The sequence below is a fragment of the Mucilaginibacter sp. genome (genome assembly GCF_965200995.1).
Lineage (GTDB): Bacteria > Bacteroidota > Bacteroidia > Sphingobacteriales > Sphingobacteriaceae > Mucilaginibacter.
The window spans coordinates 982,488-1,007,053 of the sequence record NZ_OZ241743.1; the positions used below are offsets into that span (position 1 = coordinate 982,488).

Genomic DNA, 24,566 nt, shown 5'->3' on the forward strand with positions numbered 1-24,566 from the left:
TGTATGTTAATGTTGTCAGGTTAATTTCTTTAATGCTCTTCCGGTCACCTCAAACAGCTCGGCTACCAGGGTAAAGCCTTCCGGCAATTCGTATTGCAGCAACTGCTGTTCGGTATAATGGCTAAAGTACGCATTAATATCAAACCCGGCAGGTACTTTGTATATCCGGCCATCGCACACAATTTGCCTGAACTTATAAAATTGAATCTGCCCTATGCTGATGAACTGCTCTCCCTCCTGAATATAACCATGAAATTTAACCTGCCCGATACTGATGAATACCGGATTATATTTCTGCTTCAGCTCCGCAAAGCTGATGTTTTGCTTTTTACACTCATTGTACGCCCCGCATGATACTACAGTAGCCTGGGCAAAAGCCTCAATCTGGTCTACTCCCCTGAACAGGCCAAAATGATCTTCCACATTGGCTGCCGTCGGCGTGTAGGATGCTACAATGCCCACCTGCGGCGAATGCCATACATAACCGGAAACATACATTTTTGTTGGCCCGTGCAGTAACACTTCTGCGGGGGGAATGCAAATCAGGTTGTTCATCATTATTGCTGAAGGTTATCGTAAGCCGCCGTTGACCTGAATGTTACTGCCGTTGATATAAGCCGCCTTGTCAGAAAGTAAGAAAGCAACAGTTTCGGCTATATCATTAACCGTACCCAGCCGGCGCGAAGGTATCATGTTTATGTATCTATCTTTTTCCGCTTCGGGCAAATCCTTCGTCATATCAGTTTCTATCAATCCGGGCGAAACACTGAGTACACGGATGCTGCCCCCCTGGTTTAATGCGGCTGCCTCCTGCGCCAGCGACTTGGACAGCGCCACCAGCCCGGCCTTTGCCGCCGCGTATACGGATTGAAAAGCATTTCCCGTTTCGCCCACCACCGAACTGATGTTGATAATCACCCCTTTATGCTTAAGGCTGAAAATCTTCATCGCCGTTTTGCAGATCATCACCGGCGCTTTCAGGTTCACGCTCAGCATTGCGTCTATCTCCTGCTCAGGCTGATAGATCAAGGATTTATCGTATGCCATACCGGCGTTATTAATTACGGCATACAAATCATCGCCATGCTCCTTTTTCAAACCCCTGCAAAAGGCGGCTATCTGCTCCGCATCAGTAAAATCGGCACACAGCAGCTGGCTGCCCGGCGGCACGGTGGTAAAACTGGTTTGTGCCGAGGCATGCAGAATGAGCTGATAATCAGCAGCCAGCTTTTGGGCAAGCGCCAGCCCCAGGCCACGGCTGGCCCCGGTAATTAAAATCTTTTTTGCTGACATTCAATAATTTCTAACCGTTCAAAAATAAAGCAAAGCACTTACATACTGCCTATTAAGTTTTAAACAGTTAGCTGGCGGTGCAGGGGCTTAATCTAACTTCGCAACCATTAAATCATAAAAGTTAAAAGCATGGTAACAGACATTGTTTGGCAGCTTTACACTTTTCATTTAAATTTGTACTTTTAGCTAAATTTTCACTTCGATACATGTCCTCAAATACCCAACCTTTACCTAAGCCCTTAGCCACATTACCCAAAACACCTACCGGTATTTCCGGGCTGGATGAAGTGACGTTAGGCGGCCTTCCAACCGGCCGGCCCACACTGATCTGCGGAAGCGCCGGTTGCGGCAAAACGCTGTTCTCGCTGGAGTTTATTGTACGCGGCGCACAGGAGTTTAATGAGCCGGGCGTATTCATCGCTTTTGAAGAGAAGGCAGACGAACTGGCAACCAACGTAGCCTCGCTGGGTTTCGACCTGAATAAGCTGCAGCAGGAAAAAAAGATAAAGGTAGATTACATCCATATTGATAAAAGCGAGATTGAGGAAACCGGCGAGTATGACCTGGAAGGTTTATTTATCCGCCTGGGTTATGCCATTGACAGCATTGGGGCTAAGCGCGTGGTATTAGATACCATTGAAAACCTGTTTGCCGGCCTTTCCAATCAAGCCGTACTGCGCGCCGAGCTGCGCCGCCTGTTCCAGTTTTTAAAGGATAAAGGCGTAACCGCTATCATCACCGGTGAGCGCGGCGACAGTTCGCTTACCCGCCAGGGCCTGGAAGAATATGTATCTGATTGCGTAATTTTACTTGATCACCGCATTATTAACCAGATCTCTACCCGCCGGCTGCGCATTGTAAAATACCGCGGCTCGGTGCATGGCACCAATGAGTATCCGTTTTTGATTGATGAGGAAGGCATCTCGGTATTGCCGATTACCTCATTGCAGTTGAATAAGCCGGTATCATCAGAGCGTGTTTCCTCTGGTATTGCGGCGTTGGACGCCATGCTGAGCAAGGGTGGCTTTTTCAGGGGCAGCAGCATATTATCCTCAGGTACGGCCGGCACCGGTAAAACCAGCCTGGCAGCCAGCTTTGTTGATGCGGCCTGCCAGCGTAATGAGCGCTGCCTGTATTTTGCCTTTGAAGAATCGCCGATGCAGATTGTGCGCAACATGCAGTCTATCGGTATGAACCTGCAGGCGCATGTGGATAAAGGCCTGCTGCAGTTTCATGCCTCAAGGCCCACCCTGTACGGCCTGGAAATGCACCTGGTGGCCATACATAAAGCTATACGCAAATTTAAGCCGCAGGTAGTGGTGCTCGACCCGATTACCAACCTGATTACGGTAGGCACCATGAGCGATGTAAAAGCCATGCTGGTACGCCTGATTGACTTTTTACAGGCCGAGCAGATTACTGCAATGTTTACGGCGCTCAGTTTAAATACAATTATAAACGAGCAAACCGATGAGGGGGTATCTTCATTAGTGGATGCCTGGCTGCAGATTAAGGACATTGAACTGAACGGCGAGCGTAACCGCGGCCTGTATGTAATGAAATCGCGCGGGATGAGCCACTCCAACCAGGTGCGCGAGTTTGTAATTACCGAGGAGGGACTGAATTTAATTGATGTATACTTAGGGCCTGAAGGCGTACTTACCGGCTCGGCCCGCGAAGCGCAGATGCTGCTGGAAGAAACCGGCCAGGTACTGCACACCCATGCCATCAGCCGTAAAGACCGCGAACTGCTGCGTAAACGCCGGGTATTGGAATCACAGATTGACAGCCTGAAAACGCAGTTTGAATCGACCGAGGAAGAACTGAACAAGGTGTACATTGAGGAGCAGATCAAAAGAGATGTAATGGAGCAAACCCGCCAGAAGGTAACAGAAATACGGCGGGGGAATACCAGTGCGGATAAAGACAAAAACGGCAAAGCAGGTAAAAACAAAAAATAGTGGAAGAAGAATATTATGAGCTGAGGTTATATGTAGCCGGTAAAACTCCAAAATCAGTTACGGCGCTCAGCAACCTTAAAAAATACTGCGAAGAGCACCTGCTGGGCAAATACAAGCTGGAGGTGATTGACCTGCTGGAGCATCCGCAATTAGCCGAGGGCGACCAGATACTGGCTATCCCTACCCTGGTAAAAAAAGTGCCCGACCCGGTGCGCAAGATTATAGGTGATTTATCTAATAAAGAAAAAGTATTGGTGGGTTTAGACCTTCGCGCCAAAACATAAGTAAGATGGTGCAGTTATCTGATGATAAGACGATGATAGCCGATACACTTTATTAAATATGAGTACAGCGGAAACACCTTTCTCTGAAGGTGACCAACACGGGGATGATACCTCATTTTATGCACTTCGCCTGTTTGTGGCAGGTACATCCCCTGCTTCTGCGCGGGCCATTAGTAACTTAAAGGCTATATTAGAGCAGTACCTGCCGGGCCGGTACCAGCTGGAAGTTATAGATGTGCACCAGCAGCCCGAACTTGCCCAGCGCGATAATATTACGGCAGTACCTATGCTGATGAAAACTGAACCGGTACCTAAACGATTACTGGTAGGCGATATGTCTAACAAACAGCGGGTAATGAAAGGATTAGGATTACCAGACGACGAAAATCAATAATATTTCTATAAGTGCAACCAAACCAGGAAATTGCTTTATTGCAGGCAAAACTGAAACAGGCCGAAGCCGACCTGGAGGAAACCCGCTGCCAATTGGAGGAAGCCAACGAAATGATTGAGGCTATCCGCACCGGCGAAATAGATGCGCTGGTAGTGAAAGCCAGCGACGGGCACCAGCTATATACATTAAAGAACGCCGACCAGACCTACCGCATCTTTATTGAGCAGATGACGGCCGGCGCGGTTACCTTAAACCACGCGGGGCAGATACTTTACAGCAATTCCCGGTTTGCCGAACTGCTGGGCTTACCGCTCGAAAAAGTAATCGGGCACACTTTTGTGCAGTTTCTTTCAGAAAGATGCAGGGCTGATTTTGTTACCCTGAACAGCAGCGCCTGGCAACAGCGAAAAAAAGCCGAATCTGTGCTGCTTACAGCGGCACAACAGCACACGCCGGTATTATTGTCATTGCACACGCTTGACCTGGATGAGGGCCTGTCGATGAGTATCATCATTACCGACCTTAGCCAGCAAAAGCAACAGCAGCAACTGCTGGAAGAAAAAAACGCTGCCCTGGAGCAAGCACAGCGGGTAGCTCATGAACTTAACACCAACCTGGAGCAAACTGTATTAGACCGCACCAGGGAGCTTTATTATAACCAGAAACGCCTGAGCCTTATACTGGAAACTATGGCCGAGGGCGTGGGTATAACTGATGCCAAGGGTAACCTTACCTATGCCAACCCAATGGCACAGCGCATTTTAGGGCTTACAGAAAGCGAGATTAAACAACGTACCTTCAATGATCCGCTATGGCAGAACTTACGGGTAGATGGCTCGCCGCTACCCGGCCATGAACATCCTATGGCCATTACGCTGGCCACCGGCAAACCGGTATACGATTACGAAATAGGTGTACAGCCACCGGATAAGGAACGCTTTTATATTTCTATTAATGCCGCTCCTGTACGCGATGAGCAGGGAAATATTGTGGCCGGCATTGGCACCTTTATGGATGTTACCCACCGCCGTAAAGCCATACAGCAAAAAGACGAATTTATCAGTGTGGCCAGCCACGAGCTGCGCACACCTATAACCAGCCTGAAGGCATCTCTGCAACTGCTTAACCGCATGAAGAATAACCCTTCGGCAACTATGCTGCCGCGATTGATTGACCAGTCGAACAAAAGCTTAAATAAAGTAAGCGTTTTAATTAATGACCTGCTCAATGCCACCAAGTTGACCGAAGGGCATTTAACCTTAAAACTTGCTGAACATGCAGTGGCACAACTGGTGGCTGATTGCTGCGACCATGTGCGCACCGAAGGCGAATACCAGATGGTAACCGAAGGCGATGCCAGCCTGAACGTACTTGCCGATGCAGATAAGATAGACCAGGTGCTGATTAATCTGGTAAACAATGCCGTTAAATACGCATCTGATTCTAAAACCATACGGATACGGTATGAAAAAGAAGGGCCGATGGCCAAAATTTCGGTAACTGATTATGGACAGGGCATTGCGCCCGAAAAGGTACCGCACCTGTTTGAACGGTATTACCGGGTAGATACCGGCGGCCACCAATACTCAGGCCTGGGCCTGGGGCTTTACATTTGCTCCGAGATAGTGAAGAGGCATGGCGGCAGTATAGGCGCCGAGAGCGAACCGGGTAAAGGCAGTACCTTTTGGTTTACATTGCCGCTTAGCACATAAGCAGTTTATACAGAGGCTGGCCCTGCTTTGCGCGCATGACTCCAGTTTTTAAACACCCGCAGCATTTCAGGCATTTGTATAGGTTTGCCTAAATAGTCATCCATCCCTCCGGCAATGCACTCCTCACGGTCGCCGGTCATGGCGTTGGCCGTAAGGGCAATTATTACCGGTTGCCTGGCGCTCAGGGCACGTATGGCATGGGTAGCCTCCAGCCCATCCATCACCGGCATCTGCATATCCATCAATACCACATCGTAATTTTTTATTTTTACGGCATCTAAAGCTTCCAGTCCATTCTCGGCCAATACGGGGTTATAGCCCAGCTTGCGCAAAATCTGGATGATTACCTTCTGGTTGATCTTATTATCCTCGGCTACCAGTATTTCCAGCGGATGCTGTTCTGCAAATTTCACCGGAATGGCTTCAGTACTGTTTATTGAGGCCGAAACATCGGGCCGCCGTTGCCGCAGGGCATCAGCCACATGTTTGCTTAGTGCGTTGTGCTTAATCGGTTTGGTTAACACATCATTAAACAAACTACCCAGGTGCGACTTCTGCTCATCCCCTACTGAACTGAGCAGAATATTGGGCAGGCCGGGGTAGCTGGCTTTAATCAGTTTAGCCAGCTCAATACCATCGGTACCCGGCATGTTGGCATCCGAGATGACCAGATCAACAGCCGGCCCTTTTGCCAAAGCCTGCATGGCTTCTCCGGCTGATGCTGTAATCACCGGCTGCAGCTTCCAGCTTCGCAGCAGCAGATCAAGTATCGTGCGGTTGGTATGGTTATCATCAACTACCAGAATGCGTTTGCCTGCATGGCCGGTTAAATCTTTAGCGGCCGGCTGCTCTTCGGGCTGCATACCCTTGCGGGTAACAATGGTAAAGCTAAATACCGAGCCTACCTGCGGCGTACTGGTTACCTCCACATCGCCGCCCATCAGTTTAACCAGCTTTTGCGAAATTACCAGCCCTAAACCTGTACCGCCATACTTGCGCGTGGTAGATGAATCTACCTGACTGAACGCTTTGAATAATTTTTCAATTTTAGCAGCCGGTATACCAATGCCGGTATCATGCACTTCAAACCTCAGGGCAACATTTCCCTCTTTATCAGTGCCGCAGTACAAGGCCTTAACAATCACTTCTCCCTGCGGGGTAAACTTTACTGCATTGGCAATAAGGTTGGTAAGCACCTGCCGCAAACGGGCCTTATCTCCAATTATTTGCAGCGGCACCTCTTTATCTATAAAATAAGCCAGTTCTATACCGGTTTGAGCTACCTTACCGGCAAAAATATCCAGCGCTTCCTCAATACAAAGGCGCAGGTTAAACTCGGCCTTTTCCATTTCCATGCTGCCGGCCTCAATTTTTGAAAAATCAAGCACATTGTTAATTACCCCAAGCAGGTTTTCGCCGCAGGTATTAATGGTATCGGTAAACATGCGCTGCTGTGCGGTTAATGCGGTATCATTCAGCAGCGCAGACATGCCGATCACCCCGTTTAGCGGGGTACGTATTTCATGACTCATGGTAGCCAGGAAAATACTTTTTGCCTGGTTGGCCTGTTCGGCCTCTTTACGTGCTACCTCTAACAGGGTGTTTTTATAAATTAACTCCTCATTTAAACCCTGTAGTCGCCGTGCGTGGGCCAAGCGCTCTTGCTGTACTACAGCTTCTTTTTGCAGCTGGGCCATTTGCAGCCCCTGGCCTATCTGCTTTTTACCGTAAAGATTAAGCTGGTAGGCCCATAAACCGCTGATGAAGAAAATTACAACGGTAAGCGCCAGGTGAATAATAAATGCCTGCAGGTCGAAATAATTAAGCTGCGTAAAATACACATCAGGCACACCCGAGTTTTGCAGATAGCTGAATAAGGTATGATGTATGCCGATAACCAGCAGGAGCGGTATTTGCAGCTTCCATTTCTGGTAGGTAATTAATACGGCGCTGCCAATAAAAGCAAAAAAATGCATTTCGAGCAAGCCATGCATCTCATACAGAAACTGCGCAAGAAATATCCCCAATACGGCACTTAATACATATTGATATAAATCAGAACCGGGTAAAAGCAGCTTGGCGGAGTAGTAAGCAGTTAAACAAATGGCGCTGATACTTGCAGAAATAGCCCAGGTATCATAAAAAGAGGCAAATACAAAACCCAGTAAGGTATATCCGGCCAAAAAGAAGTTAAAAAAGTAATCGGAACGCTTTTTTACTTCATTCCGCATCCGGGCCTTTATAGTTTCGTAATCTGTATACTGGGTAATGTCCATTATAAATTAATTGTAACTGGTGGTTAGGCTGCAACCATAGGCTGTGGTAGCATAGGTATTAAAATGCACAGCTGGTTTTTGCTGCAGCAAACCAACTAAGGCAAGGCGTGCGTATTCAGTTTCCGGATCGGTACAGTATCGGTTGCTGTTGTAATTGCCACGGTAGTACAGCCGGTGCCGGGCAGTTAATACAGCGGCCTGCGGTGTAGAATATACGCCGCATTTAAAAGCCAGTGCAGGATTTACCATTACCGGCACCTGCAGATCATATTTTTCCTGTACCTGCCTGGCGGTTGCATATTTTTCATCCATCAGTATCACGGCAAAATGCACCTGCTTGCCATACGCCGCAATTAAAGATTTTACATGCCTCATATTAAAACGCGAGCAAGGGCAACTTGCGTTAAAGAAATGCAGCAGTACCGGTTTGCTATCATTAAAATGTAAGGCGGGCATTAAATCAATAACAGCGCCGCTGGTTACGGGCCGGTAACCTGCCGGCACAGGAGTGGGCAAACTATAACGTAACTGGTAATGCCAGAAGATGCCGCCTATGCCTGCCAATAAAAACAGCAGCCAAAGACAAACTATTATCTTTCTCAATGCCTAAAGTGTTTATTTATTGCTGTATACAGGTGTTCAAACATGTATGCTCAATGATACATGCCTACGAAGTGTATAAGGTTTTTGTTACCGGAAACAAGTAATTTATACAAGCAATTTTATTAAAAATAAATGTTTAACCAATACTTGAGCATATAAATATTTATTTATCATATTCATATATCATAAAACAAGATACACCGAACCGCAATGATTAACCGGCATTTGCCGGTGAGGCATCCAATAAGCTCCCTGGTGGTGCTTTACCGGGGTACGGGCAGCAAAAAACTAAACTTGCTGCCTTCGCCAACTGTGTTCTCTATTTATATCTTTCTATGTTGCGCCACAATAAAGTCTTTGGAAATGGCTAAACCCAAACCTGAGCCCGGCTATTCTCTCACCTATGCAGGCGGATGAACATACTGTTAAATGTAATCGCCAGCTCGCCAAATTCATCATTACGGTTAAAATTGCAGCCAGCACACGCAATAGCTTAGCCTGCAGGTTGATATTCATTTCATCTAAAAACAGAATGCCGTATGAAATACTGATAATCCTATCGCTTTTTGTTACCTTGCTATAGTAGCTGTAACACCAGCCATCAAATAGTTATATTCAACTAAACAGCATACCCGATATGAGCGACATTGATAAACAAGACATCAAGCAGGAAGTATTTGACCTGTATGATGATTATGCGCACAGCCGCATTAACCGCCGCACTTTTATGGAGCAGTTATCCTTATATGCCGTGGGCGGTTTAACCGTTTCTGCACTCATGAGTTTCCTGATGCCGGATTACCAAACAAAAACACAGGTAAAGGCCGATGATACGCGCGTAAAATCAGGTTACATTACTTACCCCTCACCCAAAGGCGGCGGTACCATCAAGGGGCTGCTTGCGGAACCTGCCGGTAACAAAAAGAAACTGGGCGGCATTATTGTAGTACATGAAAACCGGGGGTTAAACCCCTATATTGAGGATGTGGCCCGCAGGGCGGCTCTGGCCGGTTTTATCTCGCTGGCGCCCGATGCCCTTACGCCGCTGGGCGGCTACCCGGGCAATGATGATGCCGGGCGTGAGCTGCAGAGCAAGCGCGACAAAGGCGAAATGGAAGAAGATTTTATAGCGGCATACGAATACCTGAAAAAACACAAAGACTGCAACGGGAAAGTGGGCGTGGTAGGCTTTTGCTACGGGGGCGGCATTGCCAACATGATGGCCGTACGAGTACCCGGCTTGGCTGTAGCCGTTCCGTTTTATGGCAGCCAGCCGGCATTAGCCGATGTACCTAAGATTGAAGCGCCTTTAATGCTGCACTACGCAGCTTTAGATACACGGATTACAGCCGGCTGGCCGCCTTATGAAGCTGCCTTAAAAGAAAATCATAAATCATACGAGGCCTTTATTTATGAAAACGCCAATCACGGTTTTCATAATGATACTACGCCGCGCTATGATAAAGCAGCGGCAGAATTGGCCTGGAAACGTACCATTGATTTTTTTAAGGCGCACTTAACCTAAGCATTAAACGCTTAAAGCAAGCCCGGATTTCTAACAGCAATCATTGAATGAATTGCTGGAAGGAAAAATCAGGCGAACGCATCTGTATTTCGTTTACGCCTGATTCGTGCTGCGCAGCGGCGGCATAAACAAACATTTGCTGCTCATAACCTTTAATGGCGGCCTGCAGGGTTTCATAATTACCATTAGTAAGGCAATCTGCTAAAAGTGCGGCATCCGTTAACCCGGTATTTACGCCCTGGCCTGCAAAGGGCGGCATCAGATGTGCGGCATCCCCGATAAGCGTTACCGGCAAGGGCCGGTCATTCTTCCAGGGTTTCTCCAAGGGTAATTTTCTTGTCGGCAATCCTACAAAAAGCGATGTTACATGGAAAAGTTGCCGGTAACGCTCATCCCATTGCGCAAACCTGCCCGAAAGGTATGTAATGATACTATCCTTATCCTGAAAGTTCAACCCACTGCCATCAACCCATTCTTCGGGCATTTTAAAGATAATACCGTAGGTAAGTGCACCGCTGTTATAAGGGTTGGCTACCAGTAAATTGCCCTGGTGAGCGGTCATTAGCCGGTTACCATCGCACAGCCGGTAAAATTCGGGGCACCTAAGTTCGGGCTGGGGTACATCTCCCTGTATAATGTAAGTTCCGGTATCCTCAACCTCTGCATCGGTAACATAGCCCCTCAGTTTAGACATTCCCCCATTGGCGCCGATCACCAAATCTGCGGTTGCATCAGGTTTATCTTCAAAATGCAGCATCCACCGGCCGCCATACGGCTCAAGCCCGGTAAACTTACTGTCCCAAACAACAGTACCCGTTGCCAGGCTATCCAGCAGTATGGTTCTTAGATCGTTCCTGTTAATTTCAGGATTATCATATTGGTTTTCAGGAGTAGGGCGTTTACTGAATAACACTTTGCCTTGCTCATTGGCAATATTAATACCCATGGGTACAGCCGTTGCATAATAACTTTCCAGCAACCCGGCCTTTTTTAAGGCCTGCTGGCCTGATTGTTTATGCAAATCGAGCGTACCGCCCCATATTCTGGCATTTGGGTCTTTATCCCGCTCATAAACGGTTACTGCTATACCTTGCTGCTGTAACAATTTTGCCATGGTAAGGCCTACCGGGCCTGCACCAATAATGGCTACTTTCTTATGATGTAATAACATGATTATGCGTTACTTAATAATGTATGGTAACACAAAGTTCTGCTACTGTCCTGTATCAGGCTTGTACAAATGCGACAAAATTATTGCGGCCTGCTTGTTGCATACTTCTTACCTTTTTTGCAAAGGCTGCCGGGGTGGTGCCGCTATAACGCTTAAATTCTTTACTTAAGTGAGCCTGGTCGGTATACCCCAGCTCTTGCGCTAAACCGGCAAGGCCGGCATCCGGATAGAGCCATAAGTGGTTTCGCACCTGCTCAAAGCGCATTATACCGGAAACATCTTTAACCGTATGCCCGGCGGCTTGTTTAAAATTTCTTTCCAGCGTACGAACGGTGGCGTGGGCCGCTGCCGCTACCTGGCTTACCGGCAGCGTACCGTTTGCCTGCCGCATAGCGGTACCTGCCTTATAAAGCATACTGTCAGCAGCAATGTGCGAGTGCATCTTCAAAAAATATTGCTTTACCTCATCCAGCGCTTTACCTATATTACCGGCTGTAACCCACTTGTTTAATATGGCCTGAAGCCGGGCAACAGGGTGATCAAACATATGAACGCCGCCCTTATCCGCTGGCAGCCCCAGTAGATCGAACACCGTCCAGGGATAACACCTGATACCGATCACTTCTAACCGGTTCTTTGCCTGTAACACCACCGGCTTGCCCAGTAACCCCATTATAAACGGTGAGGGTAAAGGTTGCAAGCCTTCGGCTGTTAAAATGCTGCAGGCAGTGCCAAAAAGAAAAGTAATTTCCGCATAGCCATCAGGCAGCACCTCAAAATTCGAGGCGGTTTCCCCAAAATCCAGACGGGTATGCCAGAAGCATTTAATGGCGCTCCGCAGTTCCTCAGGAGAGTCTATTGCTTGATACTGCATACCGAAAGATATACAATATCAGGAAATATTAATACAAGCCTGAATAAAAGTAACGCTATAATGCCTTATTTAAAGCTCCTCGAAGTTATTAAAGAAATTGAGCAGATACTCAAGATTATTTTCGGAATGCAGCCCTGCAGTCATCTGCCCGGCTTCCTCTACTTCTTTTGATGCCCGGCTGCGCATTTTATTTTCAAAAGATGCAAGCGCTTCCTGTATAGTATTAAAATGTGCTGAACCTAAGGCTTCACTCAGTTCCAGTGCATCCAGCATGGCCTGGTTTACGCCCTCGCCTACCGGCGGTGTCTGGTGGGCTGCATCGCCGAGCATGGTTAAGTTGGGCAAAGTTTGCCACAATTGATCCGCAGGAAAATAGTACTGCGGGCGGACAACAAAATAGGAGTCGTGCGTTGAAAATAGCTCGTTCCAGTCATCACTCCAATCAGAAAACCGCTGCCTGAACCAAGCAGACACCTGAGTTTTATCTGTAAAATCAATGCCTGATGTTGCTGCCCAGTCCTCTGCTTCTTTAGTACTGGTATAAACTGAAAGCGATCCTTCGCCTTTTGCACTCAGCACAATAAATTTGTGGTTCTGCAGGGCAAAAACCTTTCCTCCGTTGGTAAGCTCCCATAAATGGGGCGCATTGGCAGCTGCATTATAAACGTTCCCTTCCACAATGGTAACACCTGAGTAAAAACGTTCCACGCTGGTTATATACTTTCTGACTTTGGAGTTTACACCATCGGCTGCAATCACCAGATCAGCATAAGCGGTGGTTTTATTGTCGAACAGGATGTCCCAGCCTTCGCCATTGGCTTCCAACGCTGAGAATTTGGAGTTCCATACTATAGTGTTATCCTGCAAAGATGCAATCAGCAGATCGCGCAACGGGCCACGGTCAATCTCAGGCCGTGCATGTTCGTGGTCAATATCCTCAAGCGGTTCCTCGTCAGCTTCGGTATAATGCACAATTGCGTTATGATCTGCAATGGTAAATTTTTCGGCACCGGGCCTGTAATTCTTTTTAAACTCTTCTATCAATCCGGCTGTACGCAACGCTTTCAGCCCTGATTCATAGTGCAGATCAAGCGTAGCCCCCTGCTGGCGGAAATACTGGTCTGCATCGCGTTCATATACTTTCACATTTGCCCCTTGCTGCTGTAAAAGCCGGGCAAGTGTCAGGCCTCCGGGGCCTCCGCCTATAATGGCTACCTGTTTGTTTTTTAATAACATATTTGTTGTACTTAATGGTTTCTTTTATCTGCACTACAAAATTCTGTCTATATTTAAGATTTAAATAGCCGGTATTGATAATAAAATAGTCGTAAATGAAAATATCTATTATAGATAAAGGATCAGGCATTGCACAGGCATTTGCGCGGGCCATAGGTGCCGACATACAGGGGCGCTTTATCTACATTCCAGAAAGCAAAGGCGCAGGCTACCTCACCGGCTTATCCTGGGGAGGCGACCTGCGGATGATGATCCGGAACTATCACCTGAAAGAAGATGTAATTATTGAACGTACCAATGAACTGGCAGAAGGACAGGAAGATATGGTTTTTCTGCTGAGCGGCATTTTACCTTCGCCCATACACCCTGCCCAACAGTTGTTGCCCGAGCAGGCCAATATTTTAATTTGCAGGCATGCGGTTTCATCCATTATGGAAATGCCTTCAAACACCATTTTCGGCAGCGTAACCATTGCGGTATCCAAAGCTTACCTGCACCGGCTCTTCGGGCAGCTCGATCATCCGGTGGTGACCAGCGTTTTGCAAGCAGGGGAAAATTTTGTGTTAGAAACCGGCATCTCCCCACAAATTATAAGTACTGCTGGCGATATGCTGCAACAGGCCGTACCGCAAAGCCTGGAAAGCCCCTATTATAAGCTGAAATGTGAAGAAATGCTATATCACATTTTTGCTATACTGATGCAGCGGGAGGCGGTACCCGCGGGCACTATGCATATTAATGACATTAAAGCCATATATGCCATTAAGCACCAATTGCAGGCGCACACCAATGAACCGCCCAGCGTTTCGGCGTTGGCAAAGGAGGCAGGTATGAGCGAGCCAAAATTGCGGAAGCTTTTCAGGCAAACTTTCGGGAAAAGCGTATTTGAATATCACCAGGCTGCACGGATGCAGATAGCCGCACGGCTACTACGCGAAAAGCGGCTAACCGTATCAGAGGTGGGTTACCAGCTGGGTTTTACCAACCTGAGCCATTTTTCGAGGGTGTTTGCGCAGCACACAGGTATAAAGCCCAAAAAGTATTCAGCAATGTAAGCCGTTAAAAGGTTTAAAAAGGCTATAAATGGCCTTTATCTGCTATAATATCAGCTGTTTTCTGAACAAACCCGAGCCTGATACGCCGAATTAAAAGCAGCTTTGCATCTACGCCTGTTTACGGGTAATTCGGGCCAACATTCGCGAAAGCACCAGCTCATAGAGCACATAAGCGGTAAAAATAAGGAAGCCGGGTTGCAATGAAGAGTTATTGGTGGTAACGGTGGTTAAAAAACTGTTATGAATATTCAGGCTGGAGAGCTGGCTCTTCAAAATACCATTCAGGCCGATATACGTCATCAGGATGCCTACTACCATTACATCGGCCATGTTCCACTTACCAGACTCAAAGGCCAGATAGCTGATCACCCTGTTTTCGGCCAGTTTCTGGTTACCCAGCACATGCAGGCCAGAGGCTGTTAAAATAACCAAAGGAAGCACAATAACAAAAATAAACAGCAGCACGCCCACCATTACCGCATCAAATTTAGGCTGATATACCAGTATCTGAATAATCTGCAAAATGCTTTTGCTCTGAAAAAACAGTACCTGATTTTCAAAGCTGATCTTTTCGCCCAGCATCATAAAGTTTAAGGTGGCAATCCGGGCATCCACCTCAATAATGGAAGCCGTGACCCCAACCCCCAGCAACACAAAAGCCATCAGCAGCGACAGGATAAATAATGTGCTGTGCAAGTACACCTGCTTTCGGAGCAGCAGCCACAAAACAATGGCTAAAACCACACAGCCAAACATAATATACGCATATTTATTGGTTACCCCACGTGTGTAACGGATCTGCCTTTCCATCTTCTGGTTAAATGCGTCTGTGGAAGGCACATGGTATTTGCTGTACATTTTGGCAGTAAGCGCTGTTGAGGCCTGGGCAGTACTGTCGTAAGTTTGCTGCTTAAGCTGCCCCAACTTGCTTGTTGCAATATTTTTAAGCCTTTTGGTGCTGGCAGGGCTGTTTATTTTGGTTACAATGGTTCTGGCAAATGAGGGTACTTGTGCCTGCACCTCTTTTATATCCACCACTGTATTAAAAGCCAGCTTTTTGAATTTCCCGAGCAAGGTTTTTTGCGGCTTGTTAAATTCTGCTGCCGTTTGCCTTACCAGTCCGTGCAGTTGCTGCTCTACCTGCGCCTGTAAGGCTTTTTTCTGCTGGGGGGTCATTTTAAAATCCTGCACCCGGCCGCTTACCGCCTCCAGTATCTTATCGCGCCACTGGTCTACCGAAAAAATACCGAAGGTAACATTATGTATAGTGCTGTAATCTTCCTTTAACTGCTCCCGCTGCCTGGACAGTACGGTAACATGGTACCCGCAATAGGCCTCTGCCGCAATAAGCAGGCTCAGGCCGATAATGAGCAGCAGGTTGCTTATTCCGAAAGCCTTTTTTTCTATAGGTTGTATATCCGTTGTCAAAGTAGCTGAAGTTTGATGGGTTGATAAAGGAACGCTTTATTAATGGGCATCGTGCGGGGTAATGAACTTTAGGATAGTGGAAAGTATCAGGCCGTACAATACAAAGCAGATAAAGATGAAGTAGCCAGGCTGCAGGGCGGTATTATTGGTAGTAATAATACTTAGCGGGGCGCTTTGGATGTTCAGCATTTTCAGCTGGCCTTCCAGCAAGCCGTTTAAGCCGATATAGGTCATCAGTATAGCAATTACAATTACATCGGCCATACTCCATTTACCAGACCGGAAGGCAAAGTATTTGATAAACCGGTTTTCAGACCACTTTTTGCCGCCCAGCAGGTGAATGCCGGTAGAAGTAAGTTTCATGATAGGAAAAAGTATACTGAACACCAGGATCAATATACCTACACCTATAGAATCCGGCTTGGGCTGCTTAATAAGCACTTCTACAACCTCCAGAATGCTTTTGCTTTGGTAAAACAGCACCTGGTCCTTAAACATCACGTGCTCACCCAGCAAAACAAAATCCAGCGATTTGATGCGGGCGTCCACCTCAATCATTGATGCAGTTAGCCCTATGGCCAGTAAAACGAAGGCAAACAGCAGCGACATGATAAAGAGCGTACTGTGCAGCGCGGCCTGTTTGCGAAGCAGCCACCACAGCAGCAGTACCACCACCACAAAGCCCAGCATACTAAAAGAGTAATGATACATGGTTACGTTGAGCTGCTTAAGCGCACCGTCCATACGCTGGTTAAGTACATCGCGGTTGGGCGCATGGTACTTGATAAGCATATGGCGTACAAGCGAATCATTGGCTGTAATGGTGCTGTCAAAATAAGCGGTATGCTGTACCGCCTTAAATTTACCCAGCGCAACTTTATTCAGCTGTTTCTTATTTGAGGGATTGTATACTTTGGCAATAATTATTTTAGCAAAGGCAGGCACCTGCGCCTTAATCTTATCTGTATTCACAAAGGTTTTCACCGCCAGCTTCTTGAGCTTTCCGCCGAGCGATTTTGGCTTTTTGTTCAGCAGGGCTTCCGCTTTATTGATCAGGGCCACAATAATGGATTCCACCTCCTTTTGAAGGTCTTTTTTCTGCGCTGCCGTAAGCGCAAAGTGCCGTACCTGGTGGTTAAGAATGCCCGACACCTCATCACGCCACTGGTCTACAGAGAACAGGCCCAGCGTAATATTATTTAAGTTGGAAAAATCAGCCTTCAGCTCTTCCTGGTGCTTGGAAAGCACATGCAGCCGGTAGGCAAAAAAGGCTTCGCCACAAAGCAGCAGGCTTAGTCCGGCAATAAGCAAAAATTTAGGCAGCCATAACCGTTTGGGCGCTGGCGCTTGTCCTTCTGAATCCAATATCTTATAATTAGTTGGTGAAATATACCTATTATTTGTAATATCCAGCAAATCTCATGTAAATCTACACCGGTCATTATCCTTCAAGCCCATGTTTTGCACTGTAATAAACCTCCCGTTTATATAGTACAGAAGAGTAACCAAAGCCGGTATACGCATTAACCTAAGCCATAAGCAGTTTAAAAAGCTGCGCTTTATTTTACCGCTAACTACTGGTACTGGCAGCCCTGCATCCATTTTACAAAAACATTTACTGCGGAGGCAAAACCAATACGCCCTTGTGGCTACAACATTACGACTTTGGGCTACACCTGCCTCTTACTTGTTGGCGAATTTTGCATTAGTTAAAAAATAACAAAATGAAGTTAGCAAACAGCACCATACTGATTACAGGGGGCACCAGCGGAATAGGCATGGAATTTCTGCAACAACTTAGCAAACAAGGCGCAGCCCATATCATTATTACCGGGCGGGACAATCCGAAGCTGGAAAAGGTCAAGCAGCAGTTTCCGGATGTCTATACCGTACAGAGCAATGTCGGCAACATAAGGGAGATTGAAGAATTATATTTGGATGTTACCAAAAAGTTCCCGGCATTGAATATCATTATTAATAATGCGGGCATTATGCGCAACCTGAACCTGCAGGATACCAGTATAGGCCTGGAAAGCATCACCCAGGAAATTGATACCAACTTATCAGGAACCATACGTATGGTTCACCGGTTTCTGCCGCACCTTAAAATACAGGCATCCGCCGCAATTGTTAACATCTCCTCAGGGCTGGCATTTGTTCCGTTTCCGCTCTCACCTGTTTACAGCGCCGCCAAAGCAGGTGTACATGCTTATACGCAGGTGTTACGTTTACAATTGAAAAATACGAACGTAAAGGTGTTTGAAGTGGCGCCGCCATCTACTGAAACTCCGCTGCAAAATGCATTTTCAAACATTGATATGGGGAGTTCGTCGCCAATGATGAAGGTAGACAAAATGGTAAGTGAAGCCATTCGGGGTATACTGAAAGATAAAGCGGAGATTTTGCCGGGCATGTCAAAAGCGCTAAGATTTATGGGACGCATTGCCCCTGCATTTTTCATGAACTTTATGCATAAAATGATAGAAAAAGCAAAAAAGAAATCAAAATAGTACTTTTATAAAATGGTTAACGGAACACCGCTCAGAATAAAAACCATATCGCAGCTGCACCGGTTGCAGGACCTGCCTATGCCGCAGCATCCATTGATCAGCATTGTTGATTATGCACAGATTAAAGATATTCAGGGCATCAGTGCTGTTTTTGATTTTTATTCCTTATCGCTGAAAAGAGGCGTTAATAAACTGAATTACGGGCAGCAGGAATATGATTTTGACGAAGGTGTGCTGTATTTCATGGCGCCCAATCAGGTTATTTCTGGCGATGGAAACGAAAACCCCGAACGCTCGGGGTGGATACTGTTCCTGCACCCTGATTTTTTATGGAACAGTTCATTGGCCAAAACAATTAAACAGCACGAGTTTTTTAACTATTCGGTAAAGGAGGCCTTGTTTCTTTCAGAAAAGGAAGAAACAATTATTAACGGAATTGTTCAAAACATCAAACAGGAGTATCAGGCCAACATCGACAAGTTCAGTCAGGATGTTATCATTGCGCAGTTAGAACTGTTACTCACTTACTCCAATAGATTTTACGAACGCCAGTTCATCACCCGGAAAATAACCAACCACCAGATATTAAACCGGCTGGAGGAGCTACTTGACCAGTATTTTAATGGCGAATACCTGGCATCAAAAGGGCTTCCCTCAGTTCAGCATTTTGCAGATAAGCTGAACATCTCTACCAAGTATTTAAGCAGTTTGCTTAAACAGTTAACGGGGCAAACTACCCAGCAGCACATACAAAACAAACTCATTGAGAAAGCAAAAGAAAAGCTGTCAACCACCAGTTTTTCGGTAAGCGAAATTGCCTACCAGCTGGGCTTCGAGCATTCGCAGTCCTTCAATAAACTGTTTAAAATAAAAACCAGTCTTTCACCTTTAGAATTCAGGAGATCATTCAGTTGATTTTTTTACCGGCTATCCGCTACGGGATAAGTAAGCTATTTTCATCAGGTACTGTTTGACGTAATTATTTTCTCACTTATTTGCAAAATTCACAAATCATGCAGCAGGCGAATAATTTTGCTGCTGCATGATTATGTACAGCTACCTCAAAAGCCGCCATTAAAAGTAAACGTGTAAGTTGTGCCGTTAACCGGGTTACTAATGACGTGATTAGCACCTGTTTCCCAAACATCACCGCCACTACCGGTCACCCCCTTGCGTGATTTGAACTCCAAAGCAACCCCTGCGGGAACGGTTGCTGTTTTCGTCCAGTAATTACCGCTATTCCATGCCCCTTCCAGTCCGCTGCCCCAATTAGTTAGTGCTGCCTGGTTACCACTAAAATACAGCGAGTTGCCGGAAAATACATCTTTTTGCATCCGTAGCGTAATATTTACATTTCCAGTGGTTCCGCCTCCTGTAGCGCCCGTAGCAGACCAGATTGTGTAACTGTTGGCAGGTACAGAAAGTGTCGTCGTTCCAGAAGCGTTTGTCGTTACGTCAGAACTCCAGTTGTTAGCGAAATCATGCAGTGTACTGCTTTTCCAATCTGTGGAAACTGAACGGGTTAAGGTAGATGAAGAAGTATTTATGTAGATGATTAAGCCAGGCGCACCATTCATTTTTGCTACATATTCATCATTGTCGGCATAGAGCACACTGGTGTTACCTGCGGCTAAATTCTTATTGATCCATATCAAGGTGTTCATTTTGCCCTTGTCAAGCAAACTTTCGTAGTCGGGATAGAACAGGCACGGTGTTCCCTCATGAGCCATGATAAAGGCATACGCCTGTAACTTACGGTTGTCGGGAATATAATTAACATCATGATTGGTGACAAAAGTTACTGCTTTAGCAGGATTTGTTTTACACAACATGCTGGTTGTGCTCAGTAAATTCAGGTTGTTGTTAGTGAAAGCATTCTTCATGGCCTGCAGGCAGGGAAAATCAAAAGAGGATGCCCCGGAGGCGGTGATTGCGCTTTGCAGCTCTGTTACATTAGTGCCGCCACTTGGGCCCCAGTACTCGGTAACGGCAAAGCCGGGAGCAGCAGTTACAAAATTTTTAACGTAAGCTGGATTATAACCATCAATCCAATCAAAGCGCCACCCGTCAAAACCTAATGTATTCTTGTAATACTTGGCCACTGAATTGGTATTAGACCATAGCCCGCCCTGTACGTAGGGGTTTGCTAAGCAAAGATCGGGGTAATTGCTCCATGTACCGGAATCTTTCTGTTCATAGCTGCTGGGATGGAAGTCATTGTATCCACGGGGGAAAATGTTAGAGGCTGGTATAAATGAAGTGTTAGTGGCACCACCTGTATTGGGATTGTTTTGTGCACTGCCGCCATAGTTGTGATTCATCACAATATCAGCATAAACCTTTAACCCGGAATTGTGCGCTGCACTGATGCAGGCAAGCAATTCCGCTTTGGAACCAAAGCGCGTTTCAGTAGTGCCCATCTGGTTGTAATCCCCGAAGTCGAAGTAGTCAAACGGGTCATAACCCATGGAGTAACCACCACTGGCCCCCTTACTGGCTGGCGGAAGCCAGATAGCCGTAACACCGGCAGTATTCCAGGAAGATACTTTGCTCTGTATAGTTTGCCACCATGTACCCCCCATGGGTACGTCCCAGTAAAATGCTTGCATCAGTACCTCTTTACCTGCAATTCCGCCGGAGGCGAGTGGCTGAATGGATGCAACAGCAAGAGCAGAAGCTGAGCCGGTTAAAGCCGGGTCAGTAGCAAGTGGTTTGTCTTTGGCACACGCTGCCAGCAGCGTAATCAGCACAATCCAGCAAAATCTCCGTCCGCTTAATGAGATAGCAGCCAGCGTCTTTCTGTACGCCCGTTGCTCACTTAGATGATTTCTCATAGATAATTTAATAAATTTAAGTATATAAATAAAAATTGGTTATAAATTGGCATCAGGCGGAGCAGCACGGGCAGCTTCTAAAAGATTAAAGTGCTACTGTTCAGTAATTCGGTTTTCAGGGCCTGCTTTTGATATTAGACCCCGAAAAAGTCAAATTTACTTGTGTTATTCCTCGTCACAAGAAGACGGTGGCTGAGGCTTCAAAAATTTAAACTAAATTTAAATTAACAAACATAACATTGCACGTTTAAGAGGCATTCAGGGTAATCTTTTGTTCTCAGAGTTCAAAAGAATTGAAATATAATTATACCTGTGTTGCAGGAATAGCGGACCTTTGAATTGTTACCGCCGGTATAACAGAGTGATTGCTGATAAATTATCTGCGGCTGTTTAAGTTAGACCACATATAAAAATATTCAAGATTATTTCACTGCGTAAGCGATAGAATTATTACTGCAGCTGATGGAATCTATATAGTTTACAATACTTATACCTGGCCTGCTATTACCGGCCTTGGAAATTGCCGTTACTCCCACTTATTATGTACCACTGCAACATCCTTGTAAACCAGCGCTTCGTCAACGTATGGCTACCCGGCTGTATAAATTTGTTAGCCTCCCGAGGCTTGGTAACGCTTAATCGCCCGGAGATGAATACCGTGATCTGTAACCATTAACCACATGAACGCTATTGATGAATGCAATTGGCTTATTGTGTTTTGCCAAAGATAAGCGGCTAAAGTGGTTACAAATTAACGCAACAGGTTTCGTATGCAAAAACAGGGATCGCCCGCAGTTACAACTTCTTCGAAGATATAATGAGTAGTACACTGTACCGGAATGAAGCATAAAGGCTTGTTATCTTCCTGAACTTGGTGGCCAAAGCCCAAAATCCTTACTTCGTACGCTATGAACCGAAATTAACATAGACCTATGCCATTGATGCCTTAAGCAAATATGTGGGCTACGCCTGCATCCGTGATCTTAGCTGGTTTGAAATTAACGGGATTTGAAAATCGTCTGCCGTTAGAAAACCTGAGTTTCCATTTGCAATGGTATCAAATAACTCCAAAAGTAAAGCCCCCTGATGAGCAGGGAGCCTTTACTAACCAATTATAAACTTAAACTATGAGAGGAGATTTGTATTCTTACTGTATAATATATAAATGGCACTATCTGCTGTAATATAGAAATTTATAAGCTCCTATTTACTGTACGTTACCTCACTTTACACGCACTGCAAATCCGCCTCCAGGTGCCACATACTGCTTCAAAACCGTTTTTGAATTTACTTTCATCTTCCGGATGATGTAGCTCTGCGGCTTCTTATCATAGCTGGCATCTTTTCCGTCAGCATAAATGGTGGCTTCATAAATTTTCCCTTTAGGCAGGTAGTTGAACGTTACAGTGGCATACCGCGCATTTTGGTTGGTAATGCTTCCAATATACCATTCGTTCTTACCCTTGGCTTTGCGGGCCAGGGTAATGTATTCACCCGGTTCGGCTTCCAGCGCATAGCTTTCATCCCAGTCTATGGCAACATCCTTGATGAACTGAAAGGCGTCTGAAAACTTGTTATACGTTTCCGGCAAATCAGCCGCCATTTGCAGCGGACTGTACATGGTAACATACAGCGCCAGTTGCTTCGCCAGCGTGGTATGCACAAAAGAGGTATTAGATGGGTTATAAGCACTCACCCGGGTTTCAAAAATGCCGGGGGTATAGTCCATAGGGCCGCCAATCAGGCGGGTAAAGGGCAGAATGGTAGTGTGGGCCGGTGTATTGCCGCCGAAAGCCTCATACTCGGTGCCCCGCGCTGCCTCGTTGCCAATCAGGTTAGGATAGGTACGGGCCAGGCCAGTGGGGCGGATGGCTTCGTGGGCGTTCACCATAATTTTATAATCAGCTGCCTTTTTAACAGTATACAGGTAATGGTCTACCAGCCACTGCCCGTAATGGTGCTCGCCGCGCGGAATAATTTGCCCTACATAGCCGCTTTTTACAGCATTGTAGCCATTTTCTACCATAAATTTATAGGCGGTATCTAAATGCCGCTCATAGTTGCGCACCGATCCCGATGTTTCATGGTGCATAATGATCTTTACCCCTTTTGAGGCGGCATAGCGGTGCAGTTCTTTCACATCAAAATCGGGATAAGGGGTTACAAAATCAAATACATAATCTTTGGTTTTACCAAACCAGTCTTCCCAGCCCTGGTTCCAGCCTTCTACCAGTACGGCATCAAAGCCGTTCTGTGCAGCAAAGTCAATATATTTCTTTACGTTGGCCGTATTGGCGCCATGCTTGCCGTTGGGCGCCAGCTTTGAGTAATCGGTAACGCCCAACTGCACATTCTCAATATCAGTATAAGCCCAGGTACTTTTGCCGGTAATCATCTCCCACCAAACGCCCACGTATTTTACCGGCTTAATCCAGGATACATCTTTGAATTGAGTTGGCTCATTCAGGTTGTATACCAGTTTAGAGAGCAACACATCGCCGGCTTTATCGCTTACAATAACGGTGCGCCAAGGCGTTTGCGTAGGCGCCTGCAGGTAGCCCTTGTCGCCAATGGCATCCGGGGTTAGAAAGGATTCCAGCACAAAATCCTTATCATTCAAATTGAGCGACATACAGGAATAATTCACCAGGGCCGCTTCATGGATGTTAATGTACAGCCCGTCTTTACTTTTCATCATCAGCGGGGTTTGTAATCCTGTAGGCGAGAATGTGGTCTGGCTCACATTCGGCGTTATGGCAGCCTTCATCTTTCCTCTAACCTCTGATAGATCTGATACTACGGTTTCATACTCCTGCGTATCAAAATCGCCGGGCAGCCAAAAGGCTTTATGATCACCGGCCAGGGCAAATTGGGTATGTTCTTCTTTGATGATGAAATAATTCAGATTAGGTTGCGACGGGAATTCGTAGCGAAAGCCCAGCCCATCATTAAACAGCCGGAAACGGATACGGATGTAACGATCTTTTACCGCTTTCTGGCTTAGTGTAACCAGCAATTCATTATAATGGTTACGGATAGTTTTCTGCTCACCCCAAACAGGGCTCCAGCTTTCGTCAAAGCTGCTTTGTTCGGTCTTGGCTAAGGTAAACCCATTCATGAATGAGGGCACATCTTTAGTTTCCAGCCCTAATTTGCTTGGTTTTATGACCGGCCGCTGTTTATAATTTAGCTGATAGGTGGGTACACCATTGGCCGTAAGCGCAAACTTAAGCACCAGGTTTTTATCGGGCGAAGTGAGCTGCTGGGCCTTGGCCGTTATAACCAGCAATAGGATGCTGGAACAAAACAGTATTTTTTTCATCATGCGTTTAATGTGCTGATTAAGCTAAAGGCCGCAACTGTTTTTACATAGTTACGGCCTTATCGCTTTTCTTAATCAACGTAACTTA

General features: G+C 46.3%; 20 protein-coding genes. 8 read left to right on the forward strand and 12 right to left on the reverse strand.

Annotated elements, in window-relative coordinates; translation table 11 throughout:
* Positions 1-15: 15 nt before the first annotated feature.
* Together ACY652_RS04780 and ACY652_RS04785 are read right to left on the reverse strand one after the other, a co-directional pair.
* Positions 16-558: a hypothetical protein gene (locus ACY652_RS04780; protein ID WP_462266862.1), complete on the reverse strand. Its 543-nt coding sequence runs from the start codon at positions 556-558 to the stop codon at positions 16-18.
* 12 nt (positions 559-570) lie between these two features.
* Positions 571-1,293 (reverse strand): SDR family NAD(P)-dependent oxidoreductase, encoded by a 723-nt coding sequence (locus ACY652_RS04785; RefSeq protein ID WP_462266864.1) that lies wholly within the window; start codon positions 1,291-1,293, stop codon positions 571-573.
* Between the two features lie 206 nt (positions 1,294-1,499).
* Between ACY652_RS04785 and kaiC the strand changes: the two genes are divergently transcribed.
* Genes kaiC through ACY652_RS04805 form a run of 4 tightly spaced genes read left to right on the forward strand, consistent with a single transcriptional unit; the run spans position 1,500 to position 5,644 of the window.
* On the forward strand, positions 1,500-3,254 hold the full coding sequence (kaiC, locus tag ACY652_RS04790; protein ID WP_462266866.1) for a circadian clock protein KaiC: 1,755 nt from the start codon (positions 1,500-1,502) through the stop codon (positions 3,252-3,254).
* Positions 3,254-3,538 carry a circadian clock protein KaiB gene (gene kaiB / locus ACY652_RS04795; RefSeq protein ID WP_462266867.1) on the forward strand — a complete coding sequence of 95 codons (285 nt, stop codon included), beginning with the start codon at positions 3,254-3,256 and terminating at the stop codon, positions 3,536-3,538. The genes kaiC and kaiB overlap by 1 nt, the downstream gene beginning before the upstream one ends.
* Before the next feature lie 58 nt (positions 3,539-3,596).
* Positions 3,597-3,932 (forward strand): circadian clock KaiB family protein, encoded by a 336-nt coding sequence (locus tag ACY652_RS04800; protein WP_462266868.1) that lies wholly within the window; start codon positions 3,597-3,599, stop codon positions 3,930-3,932.
* An 11-nt stretch (positions 3,933-3,943) separates the two neighbouring features.
* Complete coding sequence (locus tag ACY652_RS04805; protein WP_462266869.1) at positions 3,944-5,644, forward strand: ATP-binding protein; 1,701 nt, start codon at positions 3,944-3,946, stop codon at positions 5,642-5,644.
* 5 nt (positions 5,645-5,649) lie between these two features.
* Here the strand turns inward: ACY652_RS04805 and ACY652_RS04810 are convergent, their stop codons facing one another.
* The 3 genes from ACY652_RS04810 to ACY652_RS04820 form a co-directional block, all read right to left on the reverse strand.
* Positions 5,650-7,920: a response regulator gene (locus tag ACY652_RS04810; RefSeq protein WP_462266871.1), complete on the reverse strand. Its 2,271-nt coding sequence runs from the start codon at positions 7,918-7,920 to the stop codon at positions 5,650-5,652.
* Between the two features lie 6 nt (positions 7,921-7,926).
* Positions 7,927-8,523 (reverse strand): DUF6436 domain-containing protein, encoded by a 597-nt coding sequence (locus ACY652_RS04815; RefSeq protein ID WP_462266872.1) that lies wholly within the window; start codon positions 8,521-8,523, stop codon positions 7,927-7,929.
* 397 nt (positions 8,524-8,920) lie between these two features.
* Positions 8,921-9,013 carry a HAMP domain-containing protein gene (locus tag ACY652_RS04820; RefSeq protein WP_462268218.1) on the reverse strand — a complete coding sequence of 31 codons (93 nt, stop codon included), beginning with the start codon at positions 9,011-9,013 and terminating at the stop codon, positions 8,921-8,923.
* A 147-nt stretch (positions 9,014-9,160) separates the two neighbouring features.
* Here ACY652_RS04820 and ACY652_RS04825 point away from each other — a divergent pair, with 147 nt between their 5' ends.
* Positions 9,161-10,048, forward strand: a complete 888-nt coding sequence (locus tag ACY652_RS04825; protein WP_462266873.1) for a dienelactone hydrolase family protein — start codon at positions 9,161-9,163, stop codon at positions 10,046-10,048.
* A 40-nt stretch (positions 10,049-10,088) separates the two neighbouring features.
* Here the strand turns inward: ACY652_RS04825 and ACY652_RS04830 are convergent, their stop codons facing one another.
* The 3 genes from ACY652_RS04830 to ACY652_RS04840 all read right to left on the reverse strand — a co-directional run bounded on the left by ACY652_RS04830 (position 10,089) and on the right by ACY652_RS04840 (position 13,329).
* Complete coding sequence (locus ACY652_RS04830; protein ID WP_462266874.1) at positions 10,089-11,219, reverse strand: FAD-dependent oxidoreductase; 1,131 nt, start codon at positions 11,217-11,219, stop codon at positions 10,089-10,091.
* A 55-nt stretch (positions 11,220-11,274) separates the two neighbouring features.
* Entirely contained in the window at positions 11,275-12,093 is an 819-nt protein-coding gene (locus tag ACY652_RS04835; RefSeq protein WP_462266875.1) for a helix-turn-helix domain-containing protein, read from the reverse strand.
* Between the two features lie 69 nt (positions 12,094-12,162).
* Positions 12,163-13,329: an FAD-dependent oxidoreductase gene (locus ACY652_RS04840; RefSeq protein ID WP_462266877.1), complete on the reverse strand. Its 1,167-nt coding sequence runs from the start codon at positions 13,327-13,329 to the stop codon at positions 12,163-12,165.
* Positions 13,330-13,424: 95 nt separating this feature from the next.
* Between ACY652_RS04840 and ACY652_RS04845 the strand changes: the two genes are divergently transcribed.
* On the forward strand, positions 13,425-14,384 hold the full coding sequence (locus ACY652_RS04845) for a helix-turn-helix transcriptional regulator (RefSeq protein ID WP_462266878.1): 960 nt from the start codon (positions 13,425-13,427) through the stop codon (positions 14,382-14,384).
* A 108-nt stretch (positions 14,385-14,492) separates the two neighbouring features.
* On the opposite strand, the gene ACY652_RS04850 is transcribed toward ACY652_RS04845, so the two are convergent.
* Complete coding sequence (locus ACY652_RS04850; protein ID WP_462266879.1) at positions 14,493-15,812, reverse strand: paraquat-inducible protein A; 1,320 nt, start codon at positions 15,810-15,812, stop codon at positions 14,493-14,495.
* 39 nt (positions 15,813-15,851) lie between these two features.
* Positions 15,852-17,177, reverse strand: coding sequence for a paraquat-inducible protein A (locus ACY652_RS04855; protein ID WP_462266880.1), 1,326 nt, complete (start codon positions 17,175-17,177; stop codon positions 15,852-15,854).
* A gap of 359 nt (positions 17,178-17,536) precedes the next feature.
* On the opposite strand from ACY652_RS04855, the gene ACY652_RS04860 reads away from it, so the two are divergent.
* Positions 17,537-18,322, forward strand: a complete 786-nt coding sequence (locus ACY652_RS04860) for an SDR family oxidoreductase (protein ID WP_462266881.1) — start codon at positions 17,537-17,539, stop codon at positions 18,320-18,322.
* A gap of 12 nt (positions 18,323-18,334) precedes the next feature.
* The gene (locus ACY652_RS04865; protein WP_462266882.1) at positions 18,335-19,237 is read left to right on the forward strand and encodes a helix-turn-helix domain-containing protein; all 903 of its coding nucleotides are present in this window, start codon (positions 18,335-18,337) and stop codon (positions 19,235-19,237) included.
* A gap of 146 nt (positions 19,238-19,383) precedes the next feature.
* Here the strand turns inward: ACY652_RS04865 and ACY652_RS04870 are convergent, their stop codons facing one another.
* Positions 19,384-21,156: an alpha-amylase domain-containing protein gene (locus ACY652_RS04870; protein ID WP_462266883.1), complete on the reverse strand. Its 1,773-nt coding sequence runs from the start codon at positions 21,154-21,156 to the stop codon at positions 19,384-19,386.
* Positions 21,157-22,378: 1,222 nt separating this feature from the next.
* Positions 22,379-24,481, reverse strand: a complete 2,103-nt coding sequence (locus ACY652_RS04875; protein ID WP_462266884.1) for a glycoside hydrolase family 97 protein — start codon at positions 24,479-24,481, stop codon at positions 22,379-22,381.
* Positions 24,482-24,566 lie beyond the last annotated feature (85 nt).